Genomic DNA, 19,736 nt, shown 5'->3' with positions numbered 1-19,736 from the left:
CCGAAAGCTCCAATGATCCAGATATAAGGTAAAAACCCGGCTTTTCAAGCGGTTTTCACCCCAATTTGCATCGTTTTTATCATTTTCCTTGTGCAACGGTCACCAGGGCCGGACGCAATAGACGGTCGGCAATGGTATATCCTTTTTGCAATACGGTAACAATAGTATTGGCTTCCTGTTCGGCTGGCTCCATGGAAATAGCCTGGTGTTTCATTGGGTCCAGCTTGTCGCCCTTCTGTGGACTGATTTCAGTCAGGCGATTTTTTTCAAACGCAGCGCTGAGCTGACGCAAGGTCATCTCAACGCCTTCTTTCAAAGACTCTACGGACGGTGTTTCGACTTTCAGCGCCATTTCCAGGCTGTCTTTTACCGGAACCATTGCTTCGGCAAAACCCTCAATCGCAAACTTGTGCGCCTTGGAAATATCTTCCTGTGCGCGGCGGCGGATATTTTCACCTTCCGCTTTGGCGCGCATGAAGGAATCTTGCAATTCCTGCACTTTTGCTTCCAACTGCGCCACCACGTCAACTGCCGGTGCTGCCTCCACCGGAGTTGCTGCATCCGTCGCCGGAGCAGAATTTACAGCGGCGTCCGTCGCGCTTGCGTTTGTAACAATTTGTTCAGCAGTATTTATGGTTTCTGCCTGTTTTTCTTGCTCTTGCATTCACTACCTCCGACGATCAATACGAACTATCCCGTTAAATTGGGGGGGTAACCATGTCATTTCAAGGGGTATTTGCGAACTTTTGTAAAGAAAGCAGGTCTTACATCAAATAATTGCAATTAAGATCATTTAATGTTGCACTGCATCCTGAGACGTTTCGTTACAAAATATACACGCCCAAAGCTAGAAAACGAAACAAAACAATCTACCATAAAGGTAGGCGAAATTTACGACAATTGCGCCGCACAATTGAATACAAATCGCGTAGGAACGCGCCAAAGCAAACACAGGCAGGAGAAATACAAAATGAAACTTTCCCTGATATCCCTCATCGTTTTTGCCTATACAGTCATCACAGTGGCATGGATTTGCTATACCCAAACCAGCGGCAGCTAGCGCAGCAGTAGCCGCCTGCCCGCTCGCCACCTACCTCCACCTGCCTGACTGCCGGCAAAGTTCTTGGCAAATTGTCTCTTCAGCATCAAATCCCCTTCTCCGAAATCCCTTCCCAACCTGTAAATTGCTTCGGTGTCGCGATCTTCTCGCGTAAAATTGCCATTTTTAGTGGCTGTTTTATCGAAACGGGATAATAGAATGATTTTCGTCACCGGCGGAGCAGGTTTTATTGGCGCCAATTTCGTGCTGGATTGGCTAGCGCAAAATGATGAGCCAGTCATCAATTACGACAAACTGACCTATGCGGGCAACCTGAACAACCTTGCCAGTATCAAGCAGGATGCGCGCCATATTTTTGTGCAGGGCGACATACTGGACACAGACAAGCTGAACCAGCTATTTGCCCAGCACAAGCCGCGCGCCATCGTCCATTTCGCGGCTGAAAGCCATGTTGACCGCTCCATACACGGCCCGGCTGCATTCGTGAATACGAATGTCAACGGCACTTTCAGTCTGCTGGAAGCCGCGCGTGCCTATTGGCAAGGCCTGACTGGCGACGAGCGCAGCAACTTCCGTTTCCTGCATGTATCCACCGACGAGGTGTACGGTACGCTGAGCACCGACGATCCTCCATTCAGCGAAACCACTGCGTACGCACCCAACAGCCCTTACTCAGCTTCCAAGGCCGCCTCGGATCACCTGGTACGTTCTTATCACCATACCTATGGCTTGCCGGTGCTGACCACGAATTGCTCGAATAACTACGGCCCGTATCACTTCCCGGAAAAACTGATCCCGCTGATGATCACCAATGCCCGCGCTGGCAAAGACCTGCCCGTGTATGGCGATGGACAGCAAGTGAGGGACTGGCTGTATGTGAGTGACCACTGCACCGCTATCCGCCGGGTGCTGGAAGCCGGCAAGCCTGGCGAAACCTATAACGTCGGCGGCTGGAATGAAAAAACCAACCTGAGCGTGGTACATACGCTATGCGACCTGCTGGATCAGTTGCAACCCAAGGCGAACGGCAGCTATCGCGACCAGATCAAATACGTCACTGACCGCCCCGGCCATGACCGCCGCTACGCGATTGATGCGCGCAAGATAGAAAAAGAACTGGGCTGGAAGCCTGCAGAAACCTTTGAAACCGGTCTGCGCAAGACGGTTGCCTGGTATCTGGCCAACGATGAATGGGTGGCGCAGGTGCAATCGGGTGATTACCTGAAATGGGTAGACCTGCAATATTCAGGCAACTCAAGCAATAAAAATGCACAGGAGCAAGCATGACTCAGGAAATCACATCCCGTAAGGGCATCATTCTGGCCGGCGGTTCCGGCACACGCCTGTACCCGGTAACGCAGGCCATCTCCAAGCAACTGCTGCCGGTCTACGACAAGCCGATGATCTACTATCCGCTGACCACATTGATGCTGGCCGGCATGCGCGAGATACTGATTATCTCCACGCCGCAAGATACGCCGCGCTTCAAGGAATTGCTCGGCGACGGTTCTCAATGGGGCATACAGTTGGAATATGCAGTGCAACCATCGCCGGACGGCCTGGCGCAGGCTTTCATCATCGGCAAGGAATTTGTCGGCGACTCGCCATCCGCGCTGATCCTGGGCGACAACGTGTACTACGGCCATGAATTTGAATCCAAGCTGAAGGCCGCCAATAACCATAGCGTAGGCGCAACGGTATTCGCCTACCATGTGCACGACCCCGAGCGCTACGGCGTGGTTGAGTTCGACGAGAACCGCCAGGCCATCAGCATAGAAGAAAAACCAAGCAAGCCGAAATCCAATTACGCGGTGACCGGTCTGTATTTCTATGACCAGCAAGTGTGCGATATCGCGGCGAACATCAAGCCTTCCGCCCGCGGCGAACTGGAAATTACCGACGTGAATAATGTCTATCTGCAGCAGGCACAATTGAATGTGGAACTGATGGGCCGCGGCATGGCCTGGCTGGATACCGGTACCCATGAATCGCTGCTGGATGCCAGCCAGTTCATCGCCACGATAGAAAAGCGGCAAGGCCTGAAAGTCGCCTGCCCGGAAGAAATCGCCTACCGCCGTGGCTACATCACCGATGAGCAACTGGAAAAACTGGCCCAGCCTTTGAAGAAAAACGAATACGGCATGTATTTGCTGCAATTGCTGCGCGCGAAAGCCTATTGATATTGTATCGGCGAGCCGAGCACTGCCGGCAGAATGCCTGGAGAAACAAGAGATGAATGTAATTGCAACAGACCTGCCTGAAGTACTGATACTGGAACCGCGCGTTTTTGGCGACGACAGGGGTTTTTTCTACGAGAGCTTCAACGCCAAGAAATTCAAAGAGCTGACCGGAGTTGACGCAGAGTTCGTACAGGACAATCACTCCATGTCGGCAAAGAATGTTTTGCGCGGACTGCACTACCAGATCCAGCAAACCCAAGGCAAGCTGGTGCGTGCAACTGCCGGCGAAGTGTTTGACGTCGTTGTCGATTTGCGCAAGAGTTCCCCTCGCTTCGGCAAATGGGTAGGGCTGACGCTGTCCGCCGACAACAAGCGGCAGCTATGGGTACCGCCCGGCTTTGCGCATGGTTTTGTCGTAATCAGCGAGAAAGCCGAATTCCTGTACAAGACCACCGACTACTGGGCGCCGGAACACGAGCGCTGCCTGCTGTGGAACGATCCGGCACTGGGCATACAATGGCCTATGCAGGAAGCCCCCGTGCTGTCCGGCAAGGACATGCAAGGCCTGCCTTTGTCCCAGGCTGAGACATTTGCATGAGAATATTGTTAACCGGTAGCAGCGGCCAGGTAGGACACGCGCTGGATTCGACCCTGCGCAGTCTGCCGGGTGTTGAAGTCATCATTCCCCAACGTACGCAGATGGACTTGTCCAGGCTGGATCTGGTGCGCGATACGATACGGGACATCAAACCGCAACTGATCATCAACCCGGCAGCCTACACTGCAGTGGACAAGGCAGAAAGCGAACCTGGCCTGGCGCAGACCATCAACGGCGATGCGCCTGGCGTGATGGCAGAGGAAGCAAAGAAACTCGGCGCCGCACTGATCCACTACTCTACCGACTACGTCTTTGACGGCAGCAAGCGTGGCAGCGACGGCAGCTTGCTGGCCTACACCGAACAGGATGCTACGCACCCCCTCAACGTGTACGGCAGCAGCAAACTGGCTGGCGAGCAAGCCATTGCGGCAAGCAGCTGCGCCCACCTGATCTTCCGCACCAGCTGGGTCTACTCCGGCTTTGGCAAGAACTTCCTGTTGACCATGCTGCGCCTGGCAAAAGAACGCGACGAACTGAAGATTGTCAACGACCAGTGGGGTGCGCCTACCTGGGCCGGCTGGATAGCACAGGCGACAACAGACATCGTGCGCCAGTTACAGCAGGCGAGCGACACCGACGCTTGGTGGGCAGCACATCGCGGCATCTACAATCTGACGACGCAGCAGTACACTAGCTGGCAAGGTTTTGCACAGGAGATCATGCAGCAGGCGGTCGGCTTGAAGCTGCTGGACAAGGCTCCGGTTGTCAGCGGTATTCCTGCTGCCGAGTATCCAACCCCGGCAACGCGCCCGGTGAACTCCACGCTATCGATGCAATTGCTGAACGAGCATTTCCAGATACAGCCACCACTCTGGAGCCAGGCTTTGACAGATTGCCTGCGCGGCATCAATACTGAACAAGCAGCCCAGTAAAGCGCGTACTGCACCCGGCAAAGCCGGTGGCCGAACGCGCTTATCGAATGCGCTTATTCACTATAACGACAAGAATAAATGGCGATTGACGGTCTGCTAAAGCAGTACCGGCAATTGCACGGCGAACCCATATCATCATGACCATCCACCGCGAGTTGCCACCATGAGCCTGATCCGTACCAGCCTGCTGAATGCCATTGCCGTGGGTGTGCGCATGCTGACCATGCTGGGCCTCAGCAAATTATTGGCGGTGTACGTGGGGCCGAGCGGGTTTGCCGTCATCGGACAGTTTCAGAATGCGGTGACGATGATCCTGTCCTTCGCCAGCGGTGCGATCAATACCGGTGTCACCAAATACACTGCCGAATACCATGACGATGCAGCCATGCAGCACAAGCTATGGCGCACAGCGGGATTCATTTCCTTTACGACCGCTATCGCTGCGTCATTGTTGATCGCAGTTTTCCATCGCCAGTTGGCCGCCTCCATTTTGAAAGACGAGGCACTGGGCAGCATCTTCCTGTGGCTGGCCGCCTGCCTCAGCCTGTTTGTGCTGAACACGCTGTTGCTGGCCATCCTGAACGGCAAGAAAGCGGTATCCAGCTACGTCGCAGCAAACATCTGCACCAGCGTTGTTACCCTGCTGGCTACCTGGCTGCTCGCGAGCGCCTGGGGCCTGTATGGCGCGCTGGTGGCGCTTGCCATCAATCAATCCGTCGTCGCCTTTGTCAGCCTCGCGCTGTGCCTGCGCACAGACTGGTTCAAGCTCTCCATGCTGTTTGGCAAGATGGATCGCGTCATCGCGCGCCAGCTGGCTTCTTTTGCGCTGATGGCCATTGTCACCGCGGTGGCGGTTCCCTTGAGCCAGTTGCTGATACGCGACCACATAGTGCAGGGCTTCGGCTGGAGTGCAGCCGGTTACTGGCAGGCAGTGACCCGCATCAGCGATATGTACCTGATGCTGATTACTACCACGCTGACGGTATATTACCTGCCCCGCCTGTCTGAAATCCGCGAGCGCGCAGAGCTGGGCCGGGAAATCCGCCGCGTGTATCGCTTCGTATTGCCGCTGACGATAGTCGGCGCCGTCTGCGTCTATCTGCTGCGCGAATGGATCATCCGCCTCGTATTTACTGAAGACTTCTCGCCCATGCTGGATTTGCTGGCCTGGCAGCTGATTGGGGACGTGATCAAGATAGGGAGCTGGGTGCTGGGCTTTGTGATGCTAGCGCGTGCAATGACCAAGGCCTACATCATTACCGAACTGGTCTTCAGCTTGTCGCTGGTCTTGCTGACCTACTGGCTGACGCCCCTGTTCGGCCTTAAAGGCTCAGTACTGGCCTTTACGCTCAACTACATATTCTATTGGGCGTGCATCGCGGTCATACTCAAGAAAAACGATTATTAATACAATGAGCCTATCCGCCTTTATCCAGCATTCGATCAACGCCATTGCCGGCGCACGCAGTTTTGACGAAGCCATCGCCATGTCGCGCTTCCTGGGCGAACTGCTGTGGAAAAACAGCATGGGCCAGTACGAACTGGCACAACTGGAATTCCTGCTGCTGCAAAAATACAAGGAAGAGTTCGCCCAGATTCCAGCCCCGGCACATCGATGCGAATATTTGCATGTGCTGACCAAGGCCTACGACACCGGTGGCCATACGCGCATCGTAGAACATCTACTGTCCTCCACAGCACTGTCGGAAGCGGCAGTGCTGGTGACCGAAGAATTGCGGCCGAATGCCAAACGCAAACTGTCTGCTGCAAAACACGGCTGCACCCTGCTGCCCAGGCAAAAAGCTGGACGGCAAAAAATCCTGCAACTGATAGCGCTCTTCGCGCAGCATACAACGGTCATCCTGCATATCCATCCGTACGACATCGACGCGGTCTTTGCCGCAGCTGTAGCCAAACACTACTTTGGTACCAGGATTTACCTGTACAACCATGCCGACCATGTTTTTTCTTATGGCCATGGAATTGCCGACAGGGTGCTGGAAGTCAGTTATTTTGGCTGGGCTTTGCGTGCACGCCGCAACATACAGGACAAGTCGGTGTTTGCCGGCATCCCGTTAAAATTACCTAAAGGCAATATTGCGTCAGCATCTGCGCCGATAGAAACCGGCTCCTACCTTGCATCGGCAGGAACTGCCTATAAATACAAGCCGAACAAAGAATTTTCATTTCCCAGGTTTGCACTGGAATATGCAAAAATCCGCCAGGACCGGCTGATATTGATCGGGCCCAAGCTTTGGTCCAACTGGTGGTGGTGGAAAGTCTGGATGAAGCTGAAATCCAGGGTGGAGTTTCATGCCAGGATGCCGCATGACAAGTATCTCGCCTTCCTGTCACAGGCAAAAGCCTATGTGGACAGCTTCCCGCTGACAGGAGGAACGGCCTTCCCCGAAATATTCAGCCTGGGCATTCCCAGTTTTGGCGTATTGACGGGTTCGCATGGCTACTCCCCGGCGGATCAACTAAAGTCGCCCAGTATTGACGCGCTGATCCGTGATCTGTCTGCTTTTCTTGCGGCGCAGCAAAACCAGAGAGTTGAAACAGCTACAATACTTGCACAAATACATGAGGTGCATAGCATAGAAAACGTTGCCGACAGGATCAGATATGCATATGATCTCACCACAGGCCAAAAGCAGCCGCCATGGGATAATCCGGGTATCATCGATAATTATTTTTATGAGAAAATCTGGATGTCAGGAAAGAAACTGTTCCTTCCGGTCCACACGGTACCATCGTTGAAATTGGTCAGCTTGTTTTGGAAATACAGGAAGCAGGCGCGCTTTGAAAAAGAGTAAATAATTTGGCAAATTTGCCGAGGCGTGCATAATGGCTGACCGTTTTGATAATTGCTTTGTTTACCCGCTCTAAGGATAGCATTTCACTATGATTCATGTCGCCATCGTCAGTCACGGCCACGAGGACTTGCTGATAGCAAGCCGCTTGGGCGGCTTGCAGAATGCTGGCCCATGCATGAGAGTGTGGGTCAAGGACAATAAGCCGAATAGCAAGCTGAGTGCCTACTGCGCGCAGCACGGTATTTCCTATAGCGATGCGAAACCCGGCATGGGATTCGGCGACAACAATAATTTCCTGTACGAAGTGGTGCGCAACGAGGTCGGCTTCAAAATGGGCGATACCTTTGTCGTGATGAACCCTGATATCACAATAGATCCGCAATCCATCATCAGCCTGGCTGAGCAGATGCACAAGGATCGCTACCCGATTGCCACGATCAATCTATACCGTGATCAGCAATACGCAATTGCAGACTCCAATATCCGCCGCTTTCCCGACATTTTTTCTCTCATACGCATGGCCATCGTGCGCTCCTTGTCCCAGCCGTATGACAAGACGCAGATGGAGAATATCTGCCACGTGGACTGGGCGTCTGGCGCCTTCCTGGCTTTCGACGCAATGCACTATTCGGCGCTGGAAGGTTTTGATCCACGCTACTTCATGTATTTTGAAGATGTGGATATCTGCTACCGTTCGCGCAAACTGTTGGGCAAAGGGGTACGCTACTACCCTTCGCTGAAAGCCACCCACATCGCGGCGCATAAGAACCGCAATCTGATTTCCCAGCATGCTTCGTGGTTTTTCCGCAGCTTCCTGAAGTTTTTGTCCCGTCGCTATTTCATTTACGACCGCCAGGCAAACCTGACTTCTGCCAAATAGTTGCTTTCATGACTCAATCTGTATTCCTTACCGGGGCCTCCGGTTTTGTCGGCCATGCCATTGCATTAAATTTAATACAACAAGCGATTCCGCTCACTTGCGCCAGCCGCAAACCTCTGGCAGCGGATCTCGCATCCTCCCGCTTGTACCCTATCTCCGAAATCAGTAGCGACACCGATTGGTCTGCCGCTCTTTCCGGCATCCATACCGTGATCCACTGTGCGGCAAGGGTGCATGTAATGAATGACACTGCCAGCGACCCTCTCGCCTTGTTTCGCAGCGTCAATGTTGAAGCGACGCTGCAACTGGCGAAGCAGGCCGCCGCCGCCGGTGTCAGGCAATTCATCTTCCTGAGCTCGGTCAAGGTCAATGGTGAAGAGACCCAGCCCGGCGCCGCATTCACAGAAAATACGCCGCCCGCGCCTTCCGACCCATATGGCATTTCCAAATACGAGGCCGAACAGGCCTTGCTGGCGCTCGCCAAAAGCTCGGGCATGGCGGTCACCATCATCCGTCCGCCGCTGGTATATGGTCCCGGCGTCAGGGCCAATTTCCTCAGCATGATGCAGTGGGTCAAAAAGGGGCTGCCCTTGCCGCTAGGCAGCATCCGCAACAAGCGCAGCTTCGTGTATCTGCAAAACCTGGTCAGCCTGGTGCTGGCCTGCATGGACAATCCTGCCGCCTACAATGAAGTGTTCCTGGCCTCCGACGGTGAAGACTTGTCCACTACCGAACTGTTGCGCAACTCGGCCGAGGCTTTCGACCTGCCCTCTCGCTTATTGCCCTTTCCACCGGCCTTGCTGACCTTGCTGGCTACGCTGGCGGGCAGGAAGTCGGCAGCGCAACGCCTGTGCCAGTCACTGCAGGTTGATATCAGCAAAGCCAGGACGCGCTTATCCTGGGCCCCTCCATTTACCGTGCGCCAGGGCCTGCAGGCCACTGCCAGACATTTGACCAGACACTAAACGACAATGCTGAAACGCTCCTTTGATCTTTTGCTCGCCTTGCTGGCAGCCTGCGTATTAATCATCCCTGTCATGATCGTTGCCGTTTGCGTCAAGCTGACTTCCGCCGGTCCAGCAGTTTACTGGTCGGACCGCGTAGGCCGTTATAACGCGATCTTCCGCATGCCCAAGTTCCGCACCATGCGGACCGATACGCCAGCCGTAGCGACCCATTTGCTTAGCAACCCCGACCAGTACCTGACCCCGATCGGCTCTTTCCTGCGAAAAACCAGCCTGGACGAACTGCCGCAGCTATGGAGCATACTGAAAGGCGATATGAGCTTTGTCGGCCCGCGCCCTGCGCTGTACAACCAATATGACCTGATAGGCCTGCGCACCGAGCATAAAGTGCATGAAATCCCGCCAGGGCTGACTGGCTGGGCACAGATCAATGGCCGTGACGAGCTGCCTATCCCCGACAAGGTCAGCCTGGACGCGTATTACCGCCAGCACCAGTCGTTCGGACTGGACCTGCGCATCCTGTTCCTGACCTTTTTCAAAGTCATCAAGCGCGACGGTGTTACCCATTAATACCCAGCGCTATCAATGAAATGAGTTTTATTGCAAAAATTGAATGAAATGCTGCGATTCATGTTTATTTTGGTTACAAATGTAAGACATAATTGAGCAGCAACTTGTTTACTATCTGTGCGGGCCGCCAGCTTCATATTTCCGGCATTTGTTTTCAGCTAATTTAAGCAAGTTCTAACAACAAAAATATTATCATTTTGCAATGCAAACCATACTCGCATTACCCCGCCTACAAAAGCAGATCATAGCCGCCGTCGCGGATGCCCTGTTCTTGCCGCTCGCCTTCATCCTGGCGATCTGGCTGCGCTATGACGGCTTTAATATCGACCTGCTCAAGCATTATTTCTGGCTGATTGCCTCGGTTCCCTTCGTTTCCATTCCCATTTTCGTTCGCATAGGCCTGTACCGCGCCGTCATCCGCTTCATTGACCAGAAAATCATCTACGTCGTGGTGTTCGGCGTCACTCTTTCCGTCATGGCGCTGGCCTTCATCAGCGTGATGACGCACATCATGGCATTGTCACGCGCGGTATTCTTCATCTACTGGGCCACTGCCATCCTGTATGTTGCCGCCAGCCGCTTCCTGACCCGTTCCTATCTACTAGGCATCAACCGCAGCGATACTGCAGTCAATATCGCTATCTATGGCGCCGGCAAGGCCGGCGCGCAACTGGCCAACGCGCTAAGGGCCAGCGATGAATTCGTCTGCGTCGCCTTTTTGGATGACAACAGCAACCTGCAAGGCTCTTCCATCGCCGGCATCAAGGTCTCCAGTGTCGCCAACCTGAAGAACCTGATACGCCAGCACGACATCAAGGAAGTGCTGCTGGCCATGCCCTCCATTTCCAAGATACGGCAAAAACAGGTGCTGGATCAGTTGGAACCCTACAAGCTCAAGATCAAGGTCACTCCGTCAATCAAAAGCCTGGTCAACGGCGAATTGAGGGTGCAGGACATTCGCGAAATCGAAATTGAAGACTTGCTGGGGCGCGACTCGGTAGAGCCGGACGAACGCCTGCTGGCCACCTGCATCACCGACAAAAAAGTCCTGGTCACAGGCGCCGGCGGTTCCATCGGTTCCGAACTATGCCGGCAGATCATGCGGCAAAAACCGGCACAGCTGATCTTGTTTGAAATGTCGGAATTTGCGCTGTATTCGATAGAGCAGGAACTGGAAGCACTGAGGCTCAGCCTGGGGCTGGAACTGGAAATCATCCCTTTCCTGGGCAATATACAAAATGCGGCCAAGCTGGACAAGATTTTCTCGTCCTACCATGTCGATACCGTTTACCACGCGGCCGCCTACAAGCATGTACCGCTGGTCGAGCACAATCCCATCGAAGGCATACGCAATAATGTATTTGGCACGCTGACCGTCGCCCAGGCGGCAATCAGGGCCAAGGTCAAGAATTTCGTATTGATCTCCACCGACAAGGCAGTTCGCCCCACCAATGTGATGGGAGCGACCAAGCGCCTGGCGGAATTGATCCTGCAAGCCTGCGCGCGCGAGCAGCATACAACCCGCTTCTGCATGGTGCGCTTCGGCAATGTACTGGGCTCTTCCGGTTCCGTGGTGCCGCTATTCCGCAAGCAAATCATGCAGGGCGGCCCGATCACGCTGACTCATCCTGAGATTACCCGCTATTTCATGACCATACCCGAGGCTGCGCAACTGGTGCTGCAGGCGGGGGCGATGGGCGAAGGCGGCGATGTATTTGTGCTGGACATGGGCGAACCGGTGCGTATCATCGATCTGGCCAAGCGCATGGTGCATCTGAGCGGGCTGGAAGTAAAGACCGAGACGACTCCGGAAGGCACGATAGAGATACACCACGTGGGCTTGCGCCCCGGTGAAAAACTGTATGAAGAATTATTGATCGGCGACAATGTAGAAGGCACCAGCCATCCGCTGATCATGCGCGCGCAGGAAGATGAAATCCCGTGGGCCAGCCTCTCCGCGCTACTGCAGCAACTGGACTCCGCCTGCGAAAGCTTCGATTTACTGCAGGTGCGTTCCCTGTTGCTGGAAACAGTGGCAGAATACGAGCCTCAATGCGGTATAGAAGACTTTATCTGGCAACTCAGCAATTCCGGGGATGTGGTAGCCGCCGCACAGACGGAAGTGCCGCGCGCCATGCTACATTAGCCGCCTGTATGCATCCCCCAGACCATTACTCTGAATAAAATATCATGTCCCTCATCTCTCCGACCATATTCAAGGCCTACGATATCCGCGGCATCATAGGCAAGACACTGGATGCCGAAGTTGCCTACCAGATAGGCCAGGCCTTTGGCTCTGCCGCACTCGCCAAGGGTGAAAAAACGGTAGTGATAGGCCGCGACGGCCGCCTGTCCGGCCCAGAGCTGGCTGCGGCGCTAGCCAAAGGTCTGCAATCTACCGGTGCCGACGTGATCGACCTCGGTGTAGTCGCCACGCCTATGGTGTATTTCGGCACCAGCACGCTGGGCGCGAGTTCGGGTGTGATGGTGACCGGCAGCCATAATCCGCCTGACTACAACGGTTTCAAAATGGTGCTGGCCGGAGAAGCCATTTACGGCGACACGATACAGGCGCTGTACCAGGCCATCCTGAACAAGGCATTCAAGCAGGGCGCAGGCGCCTACAAGACGCATGACATCGCTGCAGCCTATCAGCAGCGCATCGTCAGCGACGTGAAAACTGCCCGCCCCATGAAAATTGCAATCGACTGCGGCAACGGCGTTGCCGGCGCTTTCGCCGGTGACCTGTACCGCGCAATGGGCTGCGAAGTCACTGAGCTGTTTTGCGAAGTGGACGGCAATTTCCCCAACCACCACCCCGATCCCGCGCACCCTGAAAATCTGCAAGACCTGATACGCTGCCTGCAAGAGACCGATGCTGAAATCGGCCTGGCCTTTGACGGCGACGGCGACCGCCTCGGCGTGGTGACCAAGGACGGCCAGATCATCTATCCGGACCGCCAGTTAATGCTGTTTGCCGAAGATGTGCTGAAGCGTAACCCCGGCAAGGAAATCCTGTATGACGTCAAATGCACGCGCCATATCTCGGCCTGGGTCAAGGCACGCGGCGGTGTGCCGCTGATGTGGAAAACCGGCCATTCGCTGGTCAAGGCCAAGATGCGCGAAACCGGCGCCCCGCTGGGCGGCGAGATGAGCGGCCACATCTTCTTCAAGGATCGCTGGTACGGCTTTGATGACGGCATGTATGCCGGTGCCCGCCTGCTGGAAATTCTCAGCAGCCTGCCAGACCTGACAGCAACGCTGAACGGCTTGCCGCAATCGTCCAGCACGCCGGAACTGCAGGTAAAGCTGGCCGAGGGAGAAAACTTCGACATCATCGCCAAGATGCAAAAGAACGCCAATTTCCCCGGCGCTGACGATGTGATCACGATAGACGGCCTGCGGGTTGAATATCCGGACGGTTTCGGCCTGGCGCGCTCATCCAATACCACTCCGGTGATCGTCATGCGCTTCGAGGGTGAAACACCGGAAGCACTGGCACGCATACAGGCAGCCATGAAGCAGGCTATCCTGGCTGTCAAGCCGGATGCGGCAATGCCCTACTAAGCCCCAGCTTCACTGTGAAAATCCTGCTGGTACGCGTGTCGTCGCTGGGCGACGTGGTCCACAACATGCCTGTTGTGGACGATTTGCTGCGCCATTTCCCCGGCGCAGAGGTAGACTGGGTCGTAGAAGAAGGCTATGTCAGCCTGGTGAAACTGAACCACGGCGTGCGCCGCATCATTCCATTTGCGCTGCGGCGCTGGCGCAAAAGCCTGTTCACCCGGGCAACCCGGCTGGAACTCAGGCAGTTTTATGCATCGCTGCGCGGCGAGCAATATGATCTGGTACTGGATACCCAGGGCCTGATGAAAACCGGCGCCATCATGGGGCTTGCGCGCCTCGCCAAAGGCGGCAAAAAAGTCGGCCTGGCGAACGGCACCGAGGGTTCAGGCTACGAAGCCATCTCGCGCATCTTCCATTCCGAAAGTCTGGCCATAGCTAGCCGCACGCATGCAGTCTTGCGCGGCCGCCTGGTGGCCGCACATGCGGGCGGTTATAGGATAGATACGCCGGCCAGCTTTGGCATGCATGCGCCGCAGTTGGGCACTAAGGAAGGCGCACGCCCGGCCTGGATGCCGGAACATGACTATGCGGTGTTTTATCACGGCACCGCGCGCGATAGCAAAAAATGGTCGCAAGACAACTGGGTGCTGGCCGCCAAGACCGTCGCCGAGTATAAATTACCCATCCTGCTCCCCTGGGGTAATGCCGCTGAAAAACAGGAAGCAGAGCAATTGGCTGCGCGCATACCGGGCTCCACCGTGCTGCCGAAATTGTCGATGCTGGAGGCTGTTGCACTATCGCAGCGCGCAGCACTGGCAGTCGGTGTAGATACGGGCCTGACGCATATTGCCGCCGCCTATGAAAGGCCTACGGTAGAAATCTATTGCGATTCACCGCGCTGGAAAACCGAGGGCAACTGGTCTCCACGCATCATCAACCTCGGCGACGTGGGCCAGCCCGCTACGGTGGACGAAGTCAGCGCCGCCATCCGCAGCTTGCTGGGCCAGCCTGTTCCCGGCTCGGGGCAGGTTTAGGGTATATTCCATCCTGACAGCATTTTTCCCAGACCTCCACTGCAGTAAATAAGCATGATACGTAAAAACCTGGATGGCTTTGCCATCTCCCTGATGTTGCTCCTTTGCTTTTGCTGGGGTTTGCAGCAAGTCGCCGTCAAACTGGCGGCACCGGTCGTCAGCTCCAGCATGCAGATAGGCCTGCGCTCCGCGCTGGCCGCGATCATGGTGTATATCTTGATCCTGGTGCGCCGCATCCCGTTTTCTCTGAAAGATGGCAGCCTGCTGCCCGGCCTTGTCGCAGGCATATTGTTTGCGCTGGAATTTCTTTGCGTTGCCCTAGGCTTGAACTACACGTCGGCGTCGCACATGTCGGTATTCCTGTATACCGCACCCATCTTTACCGTCATCGGCCTGCACTGGCTGATTCCCTCGGAGCGCATGCATGTCAGCCAGTGGCTGGGCATCTTATCGGCATTTGCCGGCATTGCAGTCGCCTTTTCAGCGGCGTTTGCCGCCAGCTCCGGCAAAGGGCTGGATGATCCCAATCTCGGCAGGATGCTGGCCGGCGACGCACTGGGCGTGCTGGGTGGCCTGCTGTGGGCGGCAACCACAGTTACGATACGCAAGTCCAAACTGTCGGAAGCCGAACCTACCACCACATTGCTGTACCAGCTTGCCGGTGCTGCCGTCATCCTGCTGATCTACGCATCGGCAAAGGGTGAGTCCCTGCTGATACCGGCATCGGCCATCGCCTGGGGCAGCATCCTGTTTCAGACCGTGGTCGTGGCTTTTGCCAGCTATCTGACCTGGTTCTGGCTGCTGCGCCACTATCTGGCCTCCCGGCTATCGGTTTTTTCTTTCCTCACACCATTATTCGGCGTTGCAGCCGGTGTGATATTCCTGCATGATGCGATCAGTCCGCGTTTTGCCATCGGTTCATGCCTGGTATTGGCCGGCATCGTGCTGGTAAATCGCCGTCAATGATCCTTGATTGAAACTTGTCCATGCGCCTGCTCTATAGCTTATTTTGGGGTTTGTCCCTGCCTTTCGCACTGGGCCGCCTGTGGCTGCGCGGACGGCAAGAGCCGGGTTATCGCGAACACGTTGCAGAGCGCCTGGGCTTCTATAAAGGAAGCACCAGCCGTCAGGTAAAGCGCAAGATTATCTGGGTACATGCGGTATCCGCTGGCGAGACGCGCGCTGCCGAACCCCTGGTGCGGGCGTTGCTACAGCGCTATGCCGATCACCACATCCTGCTGACCCACATGACGCCAACCGGCCGCGCGACCGGCAAACTGCTGTTTGCCGACGTCTCGTCCAGGCTGATCCAGAGCTTCTTGCCGTATGACATCAACTGGATGATCAGGCGCTTCCTGCACCATTTCTCCCCGCGGCTATGCGTGCTGATAGAGACTGAGGTCTGGCCCAACCTGGTGGCGCAGTGCGAACAGCATCGCGTGCCGGTGGCGCTGGTGAATGCCAGACTGTCGGAAAAATCGCTGAAAAAAGCGCACAGGCTACCCTCGCTGATATTGCCTGCGGCACGCGCCATCAACTGCGTCGCCGCCCAATCCGGGCCGGATGCGCAGCGCCTGAAGGAGCTGGGCGTAGGCAAGACCATCATCACCGGCAATATGAAGTTCGACGTCAACCCGCCGCCGCAAATGGCCGAACGCGGCGCGCAACTGAGGCAGGTATTCGGTGAGCGCGCAGTCTTCCTGTGCGGCAGTACCCGCGACGGTGAAGAAGAACTGATACTGAAAGCCTTTTGCGATTTCCGCCAATCGCATCCTCAGAAACAGGATGCGCTGCTGGTCATTACGCCAAGGCATCCGCAGCGATTTGACCAGGTCGCAGAAATGATAGATGCTCACGGGCTCAAGCATGTGCGGCGATCGCAACTGAATTTTGACTCCGGCCTGGAAAAATTGCCCGCCGATGTGCAAGTCGTGCTGGGCGACAGCATGGGCGAAATGTATATGTACTATGCGGCCTGCGATGTGGCCTTCATCGGTGGCAGCCTGATCCCATTGGGCGGGCACAACCTGATCGAAGCCTGCGCAATGGCCAAGCCCGTGCTGATAGGGCAGCACACCTTCAATTTTTCTGAAATCACCGAGCAGGCAATCGCTGCCGGCGCCAGCATACGCGTTACCGATCCGGCCGATCTGATGGCACAAGCGCATGCGCTGATTGCCGATGCCGACAGGAGAAAAAGTATGGGAGGCCACGCTCACGCCTTCTTCATGCAGCACCAGGGTGCGACAGACAGGACCATGGCCTTGCTGGCGGAACTGCTTGGGGATTAAGATGTTCGCCGTGCAGTAAGCCGGTGCAAACCAAATATAAAGAAAGAAGAAGATGTCAGTAGAAGACTGCCGCCTGATAGAGCTGCCCAAGATCCACGACCCGCGTGGCAACCTGACCTTCATGGAATCGAACAAGCACGTGCCGTTCGAGATCCAGCGCGTGTTCTACCTGTACGACGTGCCCACCGCCTCCGACCGCGGCGCCCACGCCCACAAAAGCCTGCACCAGTTCCTGATCTGCCTGTCCGGCAGCTTTGACGTCGCTTTAGATGACGGCAAGAACAAACGCACCGTCCACCTGAACCGCCCCTGGCAGGGTTTGCATGTGCCGCCGATGATCTGGGCCTCCGAAATCAACTTCGATGCCGGCTCGGTCTGCCTGGTACTAGCCTCCGCCCCGTACGACGAATCCGATTATTATCGCAATTACAACGACTACCTGGCCGCCCTCGCGTCCTCCCCCTCACCATGAGCATGACCATGAGCACCGCCGTCCCCTTTCTCGATATCCAGGCCTCCTACCGCGAACTCAAGAGCGAGATCGACGCCGCCGTCCAGCGCGTACTCGAATCCGGCTGGTACATCCTCGGCGGTGAAGTCGATACCTTTGAGCAAGACTACGCCACTTATTGCGGCGTCCAGCACTGCGTCAGCGTTGCCAACGGCCTCGATGCGCTGCACCTGGCCCTGCGCGCGATGGACGTCGGCCCCGGCGATGAAGTCATCGTCCCGTCCAATACCTATATCGCCACCTGGCTGGCCGTCAGCCAGTGCGGCGCCATCCCGGTTCCGGTTGAACCGGTAGAGGGCACCTACAACCTCGATCCGCAGCGCATAGCAGCCGCGATCACCCCCCGCACCAAAGTCATCCTGCCGGTCCACCTGTACGGCCAGCCCGCCGATCTAGCCCCCATCCTCGCCCTGGCCAGGCAGCACGGCCTCAAGGTCCTGGAAGACGGCGCCCAGGCCCATGGCGCCCGCTACCAGGGCCAGCGTATCGGCGGCCATGGCGATGCCGTGGCCTGGAGCTTCTACCCCGGCAAGAACCTCGGTGCCTTGGGCGACGCCGGTGCCGTCACCACCAATGATCCCGTCATTGCCGACCGCCTGCGGGTACTGCGCAACTACGGCTCCCGGGTCAAATACGTGAATGAAGTACAAGGCTATAACAGCCGGCTGGACCCGATCCAGGCTGCCGCGCTATGCGTCAAGCTGAAACACCTGGATGCCTGGCAGGCAAGACGCGACAAGGTCGCTGCGCTGTACAACAAAGAACTGGCCGCCAACCAACGGCTGGTGCTGCCCATGGTGCCAGCAGGTATAGACTCGGCCTGGCACCTGTATGTGGTGCGCAGCCAGGACCGGGAAGGCTTACAGGCAGCCTTGACCAGGGCCGGCATCGGCAGCCTGATCCATTACCCGATTCCACCGCACAAGCAGCAAGCCTATGCGCAAGCCGGCTCTGGTTCTGGCTATGTTGCAGGGCAATTCCCGCTGGCAGAAGTGATGGCCGATGAGGTGCTGAGCCTGCCGATGGGGCCGCATCTGCGCGAGGAGCAGCAATGGCGGGTGATTGAGGCTATTGCGGCCTGGTGATGGGTATTTGCGGGGCCGCACCCGCTTGTTAGAAGCACAGTGATTTTCCTTGCACCCGGTATTTATCCCTGAGGTCCTCAATGCGTCTATCCGGCTTCATCCAAGAAAAAGATAACAACTTCAACCTGATACGCTTCATTGCTGCATCTGCGGTGCTGCTCGGGCATAGCTTTGCGCTACTGAACAGACCCGAGCCGCTGGGGAAAACGCTGGGCATATCGATAGGCTCGATCGCGGTTGACCTGTTCTTTATCACGAGCGGCTTTCTGGTTGCAGGCAGTTTGCTGTCCAAGCAAAGTGCGATGGACTACATCTGGGCACGCATCCTGCGGATTTATCCGGCACTGATCGTCATGTGCTTACTGGTCGTCTTTGGGCTGGGCATATTTTTTACTTCACTGCCTGCCAATGCTTATCTCAACCGCCCCGCCACTTATGCTTATTTAGGAAGATGCATGACGCTACTGGGAGGCGTCGCTTACTACCTGCCCGGCGTATTCAGCGACAATCCCTACAAAGGGGCAGTGAACGGTTCACTGTGGAGCATGGTGTACGAGATAAAAATGTATATCCTTTTGCTGCTTTTTTGGCTGGTCTGCAGTATCGGGCATGCCAAGAATGGTAACCGGGTTAAGCGAACCAGTTTGCTCGTCGTGGCAAATACCGTGTTCGCCTATATCCTGACAATCGCACGCCGCCTATACGGACTGGAAGAGGATCTGTTCATTCATTTCGATTTCATGTTTTTCACCGGTGCGACATACTGGGTGCTGAGGGAGCGTATTCTCCTGTCCCTGAATATTTTTCTGGCAGTAATCGGCACTCTTCTGGCTTCCGTCCTGATCAGCACACAGGCATTTTCCGTGGTCTACCAGTTAAGCATCGCCTATGTCCTGTTTTATCTGGCCTACGTGCCTGCCGGTTTTGTACGTAAATATAATGCACTGCCCGATAACTCTTACGGCATCTACATCTATGCTTTCCCGGTACAGCAATCGCTGATTGCACTGTTCCCCGGCATATCCGTATCGGCTTTGACCGCAGCCTCTTTCGGCATCACCTTATGCTTTGCCTATGCATCCTGCTACCTGATAGAGCAGCCGGCGCTTAAACTGAAAAAGATTTTCGGCAAACGGACAATAGTGACTACCCCTTCCCCTGCGGCTACCTAGGCACCAAATAAGTACAGAAAAAGAAGCCATAAAAAAAGCCACCTGAACGGTGGCTTTTTCGACTCCGGCGATCAA

The 19,736-nt window shown here is 55.7% G+C and carries 18 protein-coding genes; 17 read left to right on the top strand and 1 reads right to left on the bottom strand.

Features of this window, described 5'->3' with window-relative positions:
• Positions 1 to 79: 79 nt before the first annotated feature.
• Entirely contained in the window at positions 80 to 664 is a 585-nt protein-coding gene (grpE, locus tag IEW12_RS16600; RefSeq protein WP_188567194.1) for a nucleotide exchange factor GrpE, read from the bottom strand.
• Between the two features lie 594 nt (positions 665 to 1,258).
• On the opposite strand from grpE, the gene rfbB reads away from it, so the two are divergent.
• The 17 genes from rfbB to IEW12_RS16515 all read left to right on the top strand — a co-directional run bounded on the left by rfbB (position 1,259) and on the right by IEW12_RS16515 (position 19,661).
• Positions 1,259 to 2,347 carry a dTDP-glucose 4,6-dehydratase gene (rfbB, locus tag IEW12_RS16595; RefSeq protein WP_188567193.1) on the top strand — a complete coding sequence of 363 codons (1,089 nt, stop codon included), beginning with the start codon at positions 1,259 to 1,261 and terminating at the stop codon, positions 2,345 to 2,347.
• A complete protein-coding gene (rfbA, locus tag IEW12_RS16590; protein ID WP_188567192.1) occupies positions 2,344 to 3,240 on the top strand; it encodes a glucose-1-phosphate thymidylyltransferase RfbA in 897 nt (298 codons plus the stop codon). The genes rfbB and rfbA overlap by 4 nt, the downstream gene beginning before the upstream one ends.
• Before the next feature lie 52 nt (positions 3,241 to 3,292).
• Positions 3,293 to 3,838 carry a dTDP-4-dehydrorhamnose 3,5-epimerase gene (gene rfbC, locus IEW12_RS16585; RefSeq protein ID WP_188567191.1) on the top strand — a complete coding sequence of 182 codons (546 nt, stop codon included), beginning with the start codon at positions 3,293 to 3,295 and terminating at the stop codon, positions 3,836 to 3,838.
• The gene (rfbD, locus tag IEW12_RS16580; RefSeq protein WP_188567190.1) at positions 3,835 to 4,770 is read left to right on the top strand and encodes a dTDP-4-dehydrorhamnose reductase; all 936 of its coding nucleotides are present in this window, start codon (positions 3,835 to 3,837) and stop codon (positions 4,768 to 4,770) included. The genes rfbC and rfbD overlap by 4 nt, the downstream gene beginning before the upstream one ends.
• 163 nt (positions 4,771 to 4,933) lie before the next feature.
• Positions 4,934 to 6,178: an O-antigen translocase gene (locus tag IEW12_RS16575; protein WP_188567189.1), complete on the top strand. Its 1,245-nt coding sequence runs from the start codon at positions 4,934 to 4,936 to the stop codon at positions 6,176 to 6,178.
• A 4-nt stretch (positions 6,179 to 6,182) separates the two neighbouring features.
• Positions 6,183 to 7,586 carry a hypothetical protein gene (locus tag IEW12_RS16570; RefSeq protein ID WP_188567188.1) on the top strand — a complete coding sequence of 468 codons (1,404 nt, stop codon included), beginning with the start codon at positions 6,183 to 6,185 and terminating at the stop codon, positions 7,584 to 7,586.
• A gap of 88 nt (positions 7,587 to 7,674) precedes the next feature.
• The gene (locus IEW12_RS16565) at positions 7,675 to 8,466 is read left to right on the top strand and encodes a glycosyltransferase family protein (RefSeq protein WP_188567187.1); all 792 of its coding nucleotides are present in this window, start codon (positions 7,675 to 7,677) and stop codon (positions 8,464 to 8,466) included.
• A gap of 8 nt (positions 8,467 to 8,474) precedes the next feature.
• Positions 8,475 to 9,431, top strand: a complete 957-nt coding sequence (locus IEW12_RS16560) for a UDP-glucose 4-epimerase family protein (RefSeq protein ID WP_188567186.1) — start codon at positions 8,475 to 8,477, stop codon at positions 9,429 to 9,431.
• 9 nt (positions 9,432 to 9,440) lie between these two features.
• Positions 9,441 to 10,001: a sugar transferase gene (locus IEW12_RS16555; protein ID WP_188567550.1), complete on the top strand. Its 561-nt coding sequence runs from the start codon at positions 9,441 to 9,443 to the stop codon at positions 9,999 to 10,001.
• A 202-nt stretch (positions 10,002 to 10,203) separates the two neighbouring features.
• Entirely contained in the window at positions 10,204 to 12,147 is a 1,944-nt protein-coding gene (locus IEW12_RS16550; RefSeq protein WP_188567185.1) for a polysaccharide biosynthesis protein, read from the top strand.
• 44 nt (positions 12,148 to 12,191) lie between these two features.
• Entirely contained in the window at positions 12,192 to 13,568 is a 1,377-nt protein-coding gene (locus IEW12_RS16545; protein WP_188567184.1) for a phosphomannomutase/phosphoglucomutase, read from the top strand.
• A gap of 14 nt (positions 13,569 to 13,582) precedes the next feature.
• Complete coding sequence (gene waaC, locus IEW12_RS16540; RefSeq protein ID WP_188567183.1) at positions 13,583 to 14,602, top strand: lipopolysaccharide heptosyltransferase I; 1,020 nt, start codon at positions 13,583 to 13,585, stop codon at positions 14,600 to 14,602.
• Positions 14,603 to 14,656: 54 nt separating this feature from the next.
• The gene (locus IEW12_RS16535; protein ID WP_188567182.1) at positions 14,657 to 15,568 is read left to right on the top strand and encodes a DMT family transporter; all 912 of its coding nucleotides are present in this window, start codon (positions 14,657 to 14,659) and stop codon (positions 15,566 to 15,568) included.
• Positions 15,569 to 15,588: 20 nt separating this feature from the next.
• On the top strand, positions 15,589 to 16,893 hold the full coding sequence (gene waaA / locus IEW12_RS16530) for a lipid IV(A) 3-deoxy-D-manno-octulosonic acid transferase (RefSeq protein WP_188567181.1): 1,305 nt from the start codon (positions 15,589 to 15,591) through the stop codon (positions 16,891 to 16,893).
• Positions 16,894 to 16,945: 52 nt separating this feature from the next.
• Positions 16,946 to 17,365 (top strand): sugar 3,4-ketoisomerase, encoded by a 420-nt coding sequence (locus IEW12_RS16525; RefSeq protein WP_188567180.1) that lies wholly within the window; start codon positions 16,946 to 16,948, stop codon positions 17,363 to 17,365.
• A gap of 8 nt (positions 17,366 to 17,373) precedes the next feature.
• Positions 17,374 to 18,489: a DegT/DnrJ/EryC1/StrS family aminotransferase gene (locus IEW12_RS16520; protein ID WP_188567179.1), complete on the top strand. Its 1,116-nt coding sequence runs from the start codon at positions 17,374 to 17,376 to the stop codon at positions 18,487 to 18,489.
• 80 nt (positions 18,490 to 18,569) lie between these two features.
• Positions 18,570 to 19,661, top strand: coding sequence for an acyltransferase family protein (locus tag IEW12_RS16515; RefSeq protein ID WP_188567178.1), 1,092 nt, complete (start codon positions 18,570 to 18,572; stop codon positions 19,659 to 19,661).
• The last annotated feature ends 75 nt before the right edge of the window (positions 19,662 to 19,736 follow it).

The sequence above is a fragment of the Parundibacterium terreum genome (assembly GCF_014636315.1).
In the GTDB taxonomy this organism is placed as follows: Bacteria; Pseudomonadota; Gammaproteobacteria; order Burkholderiales; family Burkholderiaceae_D; genus Undibacterium; species Undibacterium terreum.
The sequence above is the reverse complement of the archived record's forward strand: the minus strand, read 5'-3'. Positions and strand labels throughout refer to the sequence as shown.